The 13,059-nt window shown below is 38.1% G+C and carries 12 protein-coding genes; all 12 read left to right on the top strand.

Annotated elements, in window-relative coordinates; genetic code table 11:
• The first annotated feature begins 54 nt into the window (after nt 1-54).
• The 12 genes from fusA (at nt 55) to HCJ45_RS13830 (ending at nt 13,040) form a co-directional block, all read left to right on the top strand.
• On the top strand, nt 55-2,142 hold the full coding sequence (gene fusA, locus HCJ45_RS13885) for an elongation factor G (RefSeq protein WP_185348602.1): 2,088 nt from the start codon (nt 55-57) through the stop codon (nt 2,140-2,142).
• 109 nt (nt 2,143-2,251) lie between these two features.
• The gene (gene tuf / locus HCJ45_RS13880) at nt 2,252-3,439 is read left to right on the top strand and encodes an elongation factor Tu (protein ID WP_187125193.1); all 1,188 of its coding nucleotides are present in this window, start codon (nt 2,252-2,254) and stop codon (nt 3,437-3,439) included.
• 154 nt (nt 3,440-3,593) lie between these two features.
• Nucleotides 3,594-5,660, top strand: coding sequence for a BglG family transcription antiterminator (locus tag HCJ45_RS13875; RefSeq protein ID WP_187125192.1), 2,067 nt, complete (start codon nt 3,594-3,596; stop codon nt 5,658-5,660).
• 194 nt (nt 5,661-5,854) lie between these two features.
• Complete coding sequence (locus HCJ45_RS13870) at nt 5,855-6,289, top strand: PTS sugar transporter subunit IIA (protein WP_187125191.1); 435 nt, start codon at nt 5,855-5,857, stop codon at nt 6,287-6,289.
• A gap of 2 nt (nt 6,290-6,291) precedes the next feature.
• Entirely contained in the window at nt 6,292-6,564 is a 273-nt protein-coding gene (locus HCJ45_RS13865) for a PTS sugar transporter subunit IIB (RefSeq protein ID WP_185348077.1), read from the top strand.
• A gap of 25 nt (nt 6,565-6,589) precedes the next feature.
• The gene (ulaA, locus tag HCJ45_RS13860; protein WP_187125190.1) at nt 6,590-7,888 is read left to right on the top strand and encodes a PTS ascorbate transporter subunit IIC; all 1,299 of its coding nucleotides are present in this window, start codon (nt 6,590-6,592) and stop codon (nt 7,886-7,888) included.
• A gap of 68 nt (nt 7,889-7,956) precedes the next feature.
• Nucleotides 7,957-8,949 carry a phosphotriesterase family protein gene (locus tag HCJ45_RS13855; protein WP_185348051.1) on the top strand — a complete coding sequence of 331 codons (993 nt, stop codon included), beginning with the start codon at nt 7,957-7,959 and terminating at the stop codon, nt 8,947-8,949.
• A 12-nt stretch (nt 8,950-8,961) separates the two neighbouring features.
• Complete coding sequence (locus HCJ45_RS13850) at nt 8,962-9,711, top strand: creatininase family protein (protein ID WP_187125189.1); 750 nt, start codon at nt 8,962-8,964, stop codon at nt 9,709-9,711.
• Entirely contained in the window at nt 9,671-10,390 is a 720-nt protein-coding gene (locus tag HCJ45_RS13845; RefSeq protein ID WP_187125188.1) for a KDGP aldolase, read from the top strand. Before HCJ45_RS13850 ends, HCJ45_RS13845 begins: the two co-directional genes overlap by 41 nt.
• Entirely contained in the window at nt 10,391-11,134 is a 744-nt protein-coding gene (locus HCJ45_RS13840; protein WP_185348045.1) for an SIS domain-containing protein, read from the top strand. It abuts the gene before it with no gap.
• 72 nt (nt 11,135-11,206) lie between these two features.
• The gene (locus HCJ45_RS13835) at nt 11,207-12,028 is read left to right on the top strand and encodes an SMI1/KNR4 family protein (protein WP_187125187.1); all 822 of its coding nucleotides are present in this window, start codon (nt 11,207-11,209) and stop codon (nt 12,026-12,028) included.
• A gap of 31 nt (nt 12,029-12,059) precedes the next feature.
• Nucleotides 12,060-13,040, top strand: a complete 981-nt coding sequence (locus HCJ45_RS13830; protein ID WP_187125186.1) for a DUF4003 family protein — start codon at nt 12,060-12,062, stop codon at nt 13,038-13,040.
• Nucleotides 13,041-13,059: the final 19 nt, after the last annotated feature.

Genomic DNA, 13,059 nt, shown 5'->3' with positions numbered 1-13,059 from the left:
ACAAATTCCAGGTTATTGCCTGAAAAATTGTTTTAATGGAAGGAGAAATACAACATGGCTAGAGAGTTCTCCTTAGAAAAGACTCGTAATATTGGTATCATGGCCCACATTGATGCGGGTAAAACTACCACTACTGAACGTATCCTTTTCTATACAGGGCGTATTCACAAAATTGGTGAAACCCATGAAGGTGCTTCTCAAATGGACTGGATGGAGCAAGAGCAAGAACGTGGTATTACAATCACTTCTGCTGCGACAACAGCTCAATGGAAAGGCTACCGAGTAAACATTATCGATACACCTGGACACGTAGACTTCACAGTTGAAGTTGAACGTTCGCTTCGTGTACTTGATGGTGCTGTAGCGGTTCTAGATGCACAATCTGGTGTAGAACCACAAACAGAAACAGTTTGGCGTCAAGCTACTACTTACGGGGTTCCTCGTGTAGTATTCGTCAACAAAATGGACAAAATCGGCGCAGACTTCCTATATTCTGTAGGTACTTTGCATGAACGTTTGGCTGCTAATGCGCATCCAATCCAACTCCCAATCGGGGCCGAAGATACATTTGAAGGTATCATTGACTTAATCGAAATGAACGCATTATATTACGAAGATGATTTAGGAAATGATCCTCATATTAAAGAAATTCCAGCTGATCTAAAAGAATTAGCAGATGAATACCGCGGTAAGTTAGTGGAAGCAGTTGCTGAACTTGACGAAGAGCTAATGATGAAATATCTAGAAGGCGAAGAAATTACAAAAGAAGAACTTAAAGCAGGTATCCGTAAAGGAACACTTAACGTTGAGTTCTATCCTGTAGTTTGTGGTACAGCATTTAAAAACAAAGGTGTTCAACCAATGTTAGATGCAGTACTTGATTACCTTCCAGCACCAACAGATGTTCCAGCTATTAACGGCGTATTGCCTGATGGAGAAGAAGCTGCTCGTCACGCTGATGATTCAGAACCATTCTCTTCCCTAGCATTCAAAGTTATGACTGACCCTTATGTTGGACGCTTAACTTTCTTCCGTGTTTATTCTGGTACTTTGAACTCAGGTTCTTATGTACAAAACTCGACTAAAGGTAAACGTGAGCGTGTTGGACGTATCCTTCAAATGCATGCTAATCACCGTGAAGAGATTTCAATCGTATACGCTGGTGACATTGCTGCTGCTGTTGGACTTAAAGATACAACTACTGGGGACACTTTATGTGATGAAAAAGATCAAATTATCTTAGAATCCATGGAATTCCCAGAACCAGTTATCCAAGTAGCTATCGAACCTAAATCGAAAGCTGACCAAGATAAAATGGGGCAAGCTCTTGCGAAACTAGCGGAAGAAGATCCAACTTTCCGTGCTGAAACAGACCAAGAAACTGGCCAAACACTTATCTCTGGTATGGGTGAACTTCACCTTGACATTCTTGTTGACCGTATGAAACGTGAATTCCGCGTTGAAGCTAACGTTGGTGATCCACAAGTTTCTTATCGTGAAACATTCCGTAAATCTGCTCAAGTTGAAGGTAAATTCGTACGTCAATCTGGTGGACGTGGACAATATGGTCACGTTTGGATTGAATTCGGACCAAATGAAGAAGGTAAAGGATTTGAATTTGAAAATGCAATCGTTGGTGGGGTTGTTCCACGTGAATACATCCCAGCTGTTCAAGCAGGTCTTGAAGGCGCACTAGATAATGGTGTACTTGCAGGATACCCATTGATTGACATCAAAGCAAAACTTTACGACGGATCTTACCATGACGTCGATTCCAATGAAATGGCCTTTAAAGTGGCTGCTTCAATGGCTTTACGTAATGCTGCTAAGAAATGTGACCCTGTAATCCTTGAGCCAATGATGGCTGTAGAGGTTGTTATCCCAGAAGAATATCTTGGTGATATCATGGGTAATATTACTTCCCGTCGTGGTCGTGTAGATGGTATGGAAGCTCGCGGTAACGCTCAAGTTGTTCGCGCATTTGTACCACTTGCAAACATGTTTGGTTATGCAACTCACCTTCGTTCAGGTACGCAAGGTCGTGGTGTATACACTATGCAATTTGACCACTATGAAGAAGTTCCTAAATCTATTGCTGAAGAAATCATTAAAGCTAATGGTGGAAACAACAAAGAAGATTAATTGATTTTTTTCGCAACATCAAGTATAACTTTAGTTAGAAGTATTACTTAGTTTAAAATTTAAGCTAAGTAAAAAATAATTATTGAATTATCGAGGAGGATATTTTAAAATGGCAAAAGAAAAATTTGACCGCTCTAAACCCCATGTTAACATTGGTACTATTGGACACGTTGACCATGGTAAAACTACTTTAACTGCTGCAATTACAACTGTACTTGCTAAAAAAGGCTTTGCTGATGCACAAGCTTACGACCAAATTGACGGTGCTCCAGAAGAAAGAGAACGTGGAATCACAATCTCTACTGCACACGTTGAGTATCAAACTGACAACCGTCACTATGCACACGTTGACTGCCCAGGACATGCCGATTACGTTAAAAACATGATCACTGGTGCTGCACAAATGGACGGAGCTATCTTAGTAGTATCTGCTGCTGATGGCCCAATGCCACAAACTCGTGAACATATCTTACTTTCACGTCAAGTTGGTGTTCCATATATCGTTGTATTCATGAACAAATGTGACATGGTTGACGATGAAGAATTACTAGAATTAGTTGAAATGGAAATTCGTGATCTATTAACTGAATATGAATTCCCTGGCGATGACATTCCTGTAATCAAAGGTTCAGCTCTTAAAGCACTTCAAGGTGAAGCTGATTGGGAAGCTAAAATTGATGAGTTAATGGAAGCTGTAGATTCTTACATTCCAACTCCAGAACGTGATACTGACAAACCATTCATGATGCCAGTTGAGGATGTATTCTCAATCACTGGTCGTGGAACTGTTGCAACTGGGCGTGTTGAACGTGGACAAGTTAAAGTTGGTGACGAAGTAGAAGTTATCGGTATTGAAGAAGAAAGCAAAAAAGTAGTAGTAACTGGAGTAGAAATGTTCCGTAAATTACTAGACTACGCTGAAGCTGGCGACAACATTGGCGCACTTCTACGTGGTGTTGCTCGTGAAGATATCCAACGTGGTCAAGTATTAGCTAAACCAGGTTCGATTACTCCACACACTAACTTCAAAGCTGAAACTTATGTTTTAACTAAAGAAGAAGGTGGACGTCATACTCCATTCTTCAACAACTATCGTCCACAATTCTATTTCCGTACTACTGACGTAACTGGTATTGTTACGCTTCCAGAAGGTTCTGAAATGGTTATGCCTGGCGATAACATTGAACTTGAAGTAGAATTAATTGCACCAATCGCTATTGAAGATGGTACAAAATTCTCCATCCGTGAAGGTGGACGTACAGTAGGCGCTGGCGTTGTTTCTAACATCAGCAAATAATATCTGATACACTTCAAACCGACAAAGCTATTTAGCTTTGTCGGTTTTTTTATACATAAAACTAAAATACACTTGAAAAATTTCACATTTTCGCATAACCTTAAGATAGACATATCTTTTTACCTTCTAGACCGAAATCAGGGAGGTAGATTAAATGGTACAATTGGATGCCAGAAATATGACGTTACTTGAATCACTCGTAGTGGCGAATGTATACCTTGCACCCGAGAAATTACAGGAAGAACTTGGAATTTCCAAGCGAACACTTCAATACGATGTTGAAAAAATCAATAAAGAATTAGATGGTGCTGGACTGGATGGTATTCAATCAGTTCGCGGACAAGGCTATTATTTATTGGAAGAAGAAAAAGGAGTAATTAAAGAACTTCTTGAAAATAGGGAAACGAGGCACAAAGTTTTTTCGGCAAGTGAACGTCGCATTCGTATTTTATTTTTTCTGCTTATAACAGATGCGAGAGTAATCATAGATACAATTAATGAATGCAATGAAGTCAGCCGTAATACAAGTTTACAAGATATTAAACAACTAAAATTAGCCCTCAAACAGTTTAATCTAAAGCTTACATATGATCGTAAAAACGGCAATATGGTTGTTGGTGACGAGCGAAGTATCCGCCAATTTTTCCTTCATTATTGTATGAACAATGAAGAAATAGCAATGGCGGATCAGCTGCTCGATTTAATGAAAATAAATCCAATGATTAAAAACAAAGAACTTTTTCCACATTTAGATACGATATTTGAAATATTAGCAGTGACAGAGAAAAAAATTGGTATTCGCTATACAGATGAAGTTATTGAGCGAATTGGCGTTATGATCTTGTTCTTTAAAGAACGAATGAAGCGAGATTGCTATTTAAATGAACAGGAAGAACAGAAAGTAGAATCTTTTGATATTGCGCAGGAAATTTATGAACAGTTACAGAAAACAGAAGATTTTAAAATCAACCATGCGGAAATCACTTATTTAGGAAAACTTTTACTTGGCGCTAGTCGTTTAAATGATAATGCAGCTGTCGCAGGAAAATTAGATATTATCGTTGAGAAAATAATTGCTGAATTTGAACGGCTCGCATGTGTGAATTTTGAAGACCATCGCAATTTAAAAAAAGACTTATTACTTCATTTACAACCAGCCTATTATCGCCTTAAGTTCCAAATTGAATGGATTAATCCGTTACGTACAGATATTAAACAGAGTTATAGTGATGTTTATGAAATTACGAAAAAATCATTAGAACCATTAGAAGATTTACTCGGAGAAACAATTCCAGAAGATGAAATAGCCTATGTAACGATTTTATTCGGAGGCTATCTTTCGCGTAAAAATAATACGTTAGTTGAACGGAAAAAGCTTTTAATTGTTTGTTCAAAAGGAGTTGGGACTTCACGGATGATTGAACGGCAACTTTCGCAATTGCTCGGCGAACGAGTCGAAATATTGGAGCCGATTTCCATCCGTGAATTTGAAAAAGGGATTTATACGCCGGACTTTATCGTTTCTACTTTGCCCATTATGGAACCAAAAGCGCCAGTTTTCATCGTTAGCCCAATTTTAACCGAAGTGCAGAAACAACAACTTATGAAGGCGATTGCCCCGCATATTTTGCAAAAAGATTCGGATGCGCGGATGTTATCGTCTGTACTTGATGTGGTCGATCAATATGCAAAAGTAGAAGATCGTGAAAAATTGGCGTCGAAATTGAAATCTGTTTTATTCCAAGTACAACCAGACAGTCAATTTGAAAAATCCCCGACACTTGAAGAACTTTTGCCAAAAGAACGAATTGTTTTTAAAGAAAATGTAGCTGATTGGCGTGAAGCAATTCAAGTTGCTTCAAAACCGCTACAACAAGAAGGATATGTATCAAGAAACTATCCACATGCCATGATTGAAAATATTGAGAAACTCGGTCCGTATATTGTTATTGCCCCAGGAATTGCACTTCCGCATGCGTCGGCTGATGATGGGGTGTTTCGACTTGGAATGAGCTTATTACGATTAAATCAGCCAGTTTCATTTTCAAGTAAAGCGAAAGATCAAGTCAAATTAATTATTGTGCTCGCTTCCATTGACTCCTACACACATATAAATGCATTAAGTCAACTTACGAATTTAATTATGAAATATCACTTGCTTGAGCAGATTGAAAAAGCAGAAACAGTAGCAGAAATTGCTGAAATGTTAATAATAAAATAAAGCAACAAAGCCAGTTGGACAATAAAAAGTTCTGCTGGCTTTTTTGCATGTCTGCTAACAACAAAATGTAACAGTCTATTCTTTGCACTTTCAAAAAGAAAGGAATTGGGCTTTTTTAAACAGTCATACTGCATCTATAATAAAAGTGTAAGTTATTGATAGCGCTATCAATTAGTTAGAAGGGATGAAGAGATATGTCTTTTTTGGATAAAGAGCTTGTAAATCTGCAGGGAACAGCAAAGAAAGCGGATGAAGCCATCACGCAAGCAGGAGAATTATTAGTAAATGCAGGTTATGTAAGCGAGCAATATGTAACAAAAATGGTGGAATCTTATCATGAAAATGGTGCGTACTTTGTTATTGCGCCTCAAATAGCGATACCACATGCAAGACCAACTGATGGTGTAAAAAATTCAGCAGTTTCTCTAGTCGTATTAAAAGAAGGCGTGAATTTCGGACACGCTGCAAATGATCCCGTGCGATTAGTATTTGGACTCGCAGCAACTTCAAGTGAGGCGCATTTAACAGTTATTCAAAAAATTGTCTCCTTGCTTAGTAATAACGATAATATTGAAAAAATGATGCAAGCAAAAGATTACCAAGCAATTGGAGAATTAGTGGAGGGATAATGATGAAAATTTTAGCAGTGTGTGGACTTGGTCAAGGTACCAGTTTAATTTTACGAATGAATGTAGAAACAGTTTTACGAGACATGGGTGTGGATGCAGATGTCGAGCATATTGATGTATCAGCAGCTCGCTCAATGAATGCGGATATTATTGTTACAAGTCAAGAATTAGCAGAAACACTAGGAAATGATACAAATGCCAAAGTAATTATCGTCAATAACTACTTTGATAATGCAGAAATTAAAAATGCGTTGTCTACGGCAATAAATAACTAAATAAGTCAAAAAAGGTGGGAAAAAAATGGAGATTATTACATGGATTGCCAATAACTTTTTTGGGACCCCAGCTATACTTTTAGGATTTATCGTATTACTTGGATTGCTTTTACAAAAGAAAAATTTAAGCCAGGTTATTAGCGGTACTTTCAAAGCAATTATTGGATTTTTAATTATTAATGCTGGTGCCGCAGTTATTACTGGTTCACTTGGGATTTTTGAGCCAATGTGGAAAGAGGTATTCGGGCTTGAAACGCCGCCACTCGCTGGATTTTTAGGTCAAGAAACTTTTAATGCTAAATTTGGTAGTGCCGTTACATTAGCAATGACACTTGGATTTTTAGTTAACGTGTTATTAGCAAGATTTACCCCGTTTAAATACATTTATTTGACTGGACATATGATGTTTTGGACAACGACAATATTTGCCGGGATTACTGTTCAAGCGGTTGGGGGAGATATTCCGTTTTGGGGACTAGTGCTCTTCTTAGCGATTATCATGGGGCTTTACTGGACATTGCAACCAGCCATTACACAACCGTTCTTACGTAAAATTACCGGAAATGATAATGTCGCATTGGGACATACTTCTTCCAGTGTTGCGATTCTTTCTGCATTGCTTGGAAAAGTGTTTGGCAATAAGAAAAATGATGCAGAACATATTAATTTGCCGAAAAAATTAGAGTTCTTACGTGATTCCAATGTTATTACTGCTCTTACAATGGGGATTCTGTTTGTAGTTGGTGCAGTGATTTTAATGATTAAGAAAACCCCTGGAGCAGAAAAACTAATTGCAGAAGCTGGAAATCAAAGTTTTATCGTTTACTCAATCGTGCAATCATTTACTTTTGCAGCAGGGATTGCGATTGTTCTTGTAGGTGTACGGATGTTTATTGGTGAAATTGTACCAGCTTTCAATGGTATTGCAACCAAACTAGTTCCAGGTGCCAAACCTGCATTAGATGCTCCGATTGTTTATCCATATGCGCCAAATTCCGTGATTATCGGTTTTGTAGGTGCTTTTATCGGCGCGATTATCTGGTTAGTAGTACTTGGAAATACAGTTGGTTACGTATTTGTTCCAACAATGATTGTACTTTTCTTCCACGGAGCTGTTGCTGGAGTATTCGGTAACTCGACTGGTGGGGTCAGAGGTGCATTAATAGGGGGATTTTTAACAGCTACGGTTGTCGCCTGGGGTCAATATATTATGGTAACTTTCTTTATCAATACAACGGTACCAGATACAGCAATGTGGGCGGCAGACTCGGATATGTTTATTCTCGGACCAATTGTTAGCATGCTAGCGAAGTTATTCTTTTAAGTAAAAACAAAACCTCTTCCTTGTCTAACATTCAAGAGGAAGAGGTTTTTTGAAAGGAAGTTATAAAAATGAGTTTTATTCGTACTTTTTATGGAGATATTACCCCGGATCAGTTGGGATTTACTTACTCGCATGAACATATAGTTTGTGTTCCTGCTTACTGGCAAGAGCGTAAGGCAGATGATTTACTATTAGATGATAAAGCGAAATCACAATTAGATGTACAGGATTTTGCTGATTTAGGTGGGAAAACAATTGTTGATGCCACTGCGGTTGATTACGGCAGAAGGGTAGCGGATGTTGCGCAAATCTCCAAAGAAACAGGTATTCAAATTGTTGGTACAGCTGGATTTAATAAAAGCTTCTTATGGGATGGGAAAATTAAACCTGAACTTAAACCAATTATTGGTGATTTTGAAAGATATTATGATTGGATTGAAGCGACATCCATTGAAAAACTAACTGAATTTGTCGTAAGCGAAGTAGAAGAAGGGCTTGAAGGAACCGCATATAAGGCTGGTCAGGTGAAATTTGGAACTGGCTACAATATGATTACCCCTTTAGAAGAAAAGACGATACGCGCCGTTGCAAGAGCGCACCATGAGACAAAAGCGCCGATTCATTCGCATACAGAAGCTGGAACAATGGCATTGGAACAAATAGAAATTTTAAAACAAGAAAATGTTAATCTTGAATATCTTTCTATCGGTCATATGGATCGCAATCTAGACCCTTATTATCATAAACAAGTTGCAAAAACGGGTGCATTTATGTCATTTGATGGGATTGCAAAAATAAAATATGCTCCAGAAAGCGCACGAATAGCAGCTATTTTATATTTAGTATCGGAAGGTTTTGAGGACCAAATTCTTGTGAGTGGAGATACCGCGCGGAAAACATATTATAAACATTATGGTTATGGGCCAGGACTTGAGTATATTGCTAAAAAATGGGTGCCTCGTTTTATCGATGAGGCCAATCAAAAAGGTTTTGATGGGGAAAAATTAATCCGTAAATTCTTCATTGATAATCCAGCAAGATGTTTCACTTTTAAAAAATAGGAGGTGAAATCTGTGTTATATGCAGATGAAAATTCATTTGATATTGGTGCAAAAATCACCAAAACAACCCCAGTGATTTTACCGATTGGGGCAGTTGAAGCGCACGGGCCGCATTTGCCGCTGGGGACAGACAATATTTTAGCGTCGGAATATTCTGCTAAAATAGCGTCAGAAACAGGTGCCTTTGTTCTGCCGGTATTGCCTTATGGTCAAGTGTGGAGTTTGCAAGATTTTCCAGGGAGCCTGACTGTATCCAATGAAACAGTGACAAAAATGGTCGTTGAAATTGGCGAAAGTCTTTATAGACAAGGGTTTCGGTTGTTTGTTCCAGTGAGTGGACACCTTGGAAATATGGCAGCGTTAAAAGATGCAGCCCGAGAATTATTTGCGAAATTTCCAGATATGATTACATTGCATATTTTTTACCCAAATATCCAAAAACTCGCAATGGATGTAAGGGAAGGTAAAGCAAGTCATCACACATACATTCACGCCTGCGAAATCGAAACATCCCTTATGCTGTATCTATCCCCGGAAAATGCTAATATGGCTCGTGCGATTGATGATCCGCCAATTTTACCAATTGATGCGGATTTTACACCAACCCCATGGCAAAACTTCACCAAGACAGCCGTTCTAGGAGAAGCAACCCTAGCAACAGCGAAAAAAGGCGAATACTTAATTGAAAAAACGTTAAAAACATGTGTGGAGTTGATAAAAATTGAACAAGAAAAAATTCGAAAGTTTACCGAAATGGAATGATTTTGCGCTATTTAATTTTTTAGCGAAAGATAAAGAAAATGGAAAAGAAGTAATGGATGCCGCACGTGGTTATGCGGTTCCCGGAATTGTTGCAACAAACTATACAACTGCTGAAGAAGCTGCAAAAGCAATAGATGACTTACAAAAGACAGCAGAAGTTGTAAGTGTTGGCCTAGGTGGCGGTGGTGATTGGAATAATTGGCGTAATGTTCTTCATATTGCACGCTTAAAACCAGATTGCCATATCAACCAACCAATCGAAACAGCTGGTTTAACAAATAAGTTGTTACCAGAAACTTATACAAATGCACTAGTTCGTCCTACCGGGAAAATCGGTATTGTAAAATTATCTTCTGGAGATGAGATTACAGCGGAAGAAGCAGTAGACTATTGTCTTTCAGCGGGTATTCCATCAATTAAATTTATGAGCGTGGAAGGTACTAAATATTTAGACGAGCTTATTTATTTAGCCAAAGTAGCTGCTGATAAAGGGATTTATGGCATTGAACCAGCCGGCGGGATAGGTGCAGAAAATATTTATGAAATAACCACAGCTATCCAAAAAACAGGTATTCCTTTTTATATGCCGCATATTTTTGGGAAAACCATTGATCAAGCGACTGGACGAACAAAACCCGAAGAAATTGAGAAAATCATGGTTGCGTTGGAGGGGAAATAAATGCTAAACAATTATATCGATATTACTATTCGGTTATTAGAAAATATACTAGATACTGAAGCAGACGCCATAAAAAAAGCCGGTGTTAAAGTAGCAGAATCAATTGAAAACGATGGTATCATTCATTTGTTTGGTTGCGGACATTCGCATATTTTAACGGAAGAAGTATTTTATAGAGCGGGTGGCTTAGCAGCAATTCACCCAATTTTACATGAACCGTTAATGCTACATGAGGGCGCAGCGGCATCCTCTGTTCTTGAACGGAAAAATGATTATGCGAAAACATTTATGAACGCTGAGGATATTCGTCCAGGGGATATTATGATAGTATTATCGACATCTGGTCGTAATCCTGTGCCAATTGACGTAGCTGAAATTGCTCGTGAAAAAGGAGCTTTCATTATCGTTGTTACGTCACGCCAATACTCCGCAAGCCAACAATCTCGTCACACATCAGGAAAACGTCTATCAGATACTGGGGATATTGTTATTGATAATGGCGCGGTTAAAGGTGATGCAGTTTTAAAAGCAGATAAATTTGATATTCCATTCGCTCCGACATCAACAGTAACCGGAGCAGCTATTTTACAAGCCGTCTTTGCAGAAGCAATTGACAAAATGGTGCAGGATAATTTCACACCACCAGTATTTATTAGCGGTAATATCGAAAATGCAGACGAGCATAACCAGGCATTAGTGGAAAAATATACAGTCCGCATTCCATTACTCGGAATGAATTTATAAAAGGTGATCTAGGAATTTTATATTCCTAGATTTTTGTTATAATAGAGCTATAAATATTCTAAGGTGGGTTTTATGTTATTAACAAAAAAAGCACAATATTATTTGGATAAAGGAAAGACAAAGGAAGCAATCCGGTTGCTCGAAGATGTTTGGGAGCGAGAATTAAATCAAACCAATGTAAGTAATGTTTTTCCGGCGACTGTGCTACTGAGTGATGTTCTTTATCAACAAGGCGAAAGATTTCCAGAAATTTATCAACACTTAATTGCTAGTTTGGCAAATATAAAAGACAAAAATCTCCCTATTGATGCATTCTATTTTGAACAAGAGCAAGCAAAGCAAATTTTAAAAGAGTTAGAAGATTTTTTTAGTGAAACAGGTCGTTTTTTTAAAGAGGAAAGTCTTAAAGGGCTTTGGATGGAAACTTCTGCTAATGACTACATTGACGTATACCCAACTTCGCAAAGAGTGGTGGAAATAGAACGAGAATTAGGGTATAAATTGCCAGAATCCTATATTTATTTAATGCGCCACACGCAAAATGGAGGGTATGTTCACCGAGATTCTATTGCTACAAAACAAAGTACATCATGGGCTGAAGATTGTGCTGCGATTACTGGGATAATGGGTATTGGTAGTCACGCTAGTAATTCGCTAAATGGGCACTTTAATACGGATTTTTGGGTAAGTGAATGGGGCTATCCGCCAATTGGTTTGGCGATTGCAGATTGTCCTTCCGCAGGGCATGATATGGTTTTTCTAGACTACCGAAAATGCGGAAAACAGGGTGAACCGGAAGTCGTTCATATTGATCAAGAGGCTGGCTACAAGATTACCTGGCTAGCCAAGGATTTTGAGTCTTTTATTGATGGTTTGTACGTAGAAGAATTTTAAACAAAATAATAAATTACAAAGGAGTGCAACTATGAATTCAGAATATGTTTTTGATAGTAATCAGGCGACAAAATTGTTAATGCAAAATTATGATTTAGTAAAAACAAGTGGTGTGAGTTTTGTTGATAAGCGCATCCGTTTCCTAATTGCTCGGCTTTTTGCAGGGAATAATGAAGTGATTAATCCGGAAAAATTTAGTGAAGTAAATAAAGAAATTAAGCAACAATTAGGTTTTTTTACAGCACTTAATGGAAATGTCCGTGCTTCCTTAGCTGGACTACTGCTAGCCAGTAACAGCGCTAATTCCGTAACCAAGGTCATTTCCAATTACAAAACATTAATTGATGTAGGTTTTAAACGGACAGAATATACTTATTTTGCTGCCTATTTATTGCTGAATTCGGTCGACCCAGTTTTTACAGCGCGAAAAGCAAAAACGATTCATGAGCTTTTCAAAAAAGACCATCCATTTTTAACAAAAAGCGAAGATGTGACAACCGCAGTTTTTTTAGCTAATTTGCCAGAAGAAGATACAGCAAAGTTAGCTGCAATAACAGAATATTATTTTCAAGGCTTTGCCAATAAAGGCTTCCGCAAGAATGATAGTTTGCAATTTTTGGCAACAACAGGAACGCTTATTTATGGGGTAGAAAATAGTGGGTTTATAAGAAAAGTGGATAATATTGTAGAAGAATTGCGACGAAAAGGGGTTAAAATCAAACCGTTACATTATTCCAGCATTGGTATTTTGGCATATGTAATGGATGGACGGAAAATAGACTCTGGTTTAGTTAATTTAATTGATGAGCTAATACAACAGCCAGGACTAAAATTTGGCCGAGATTTTGTTGTAGCGCTAGCGATAAGCATGTATACAGAAAAGCAAGCTGGTCAAATGAGTAAAGAGCAATTAGAAGGTTTAATGGTAAATGTGCATATATTAATTGCTATGGAACAAGCGGTAGCAGTAAGTGCAGCAGCCGCAGCAAGTGCCGCCGCTGCATCTAACTAATATAACTAAGAAAACCCTT

It is taken from the genome of Listeria immobilis (assembly GCF_014322845.1).
GTDB classification, from domain to species: domain Bacteria; phylum Bacillota; class Bacilli; order Lactobacillales; family Listeriaceae; genus Listeria; species Listeria immobilis.
The sequence above is the reverse complement of the archived record's forward strand: the minus strand, read 5'-3'. Positions and strand labels throughout refer to the sequence as shown.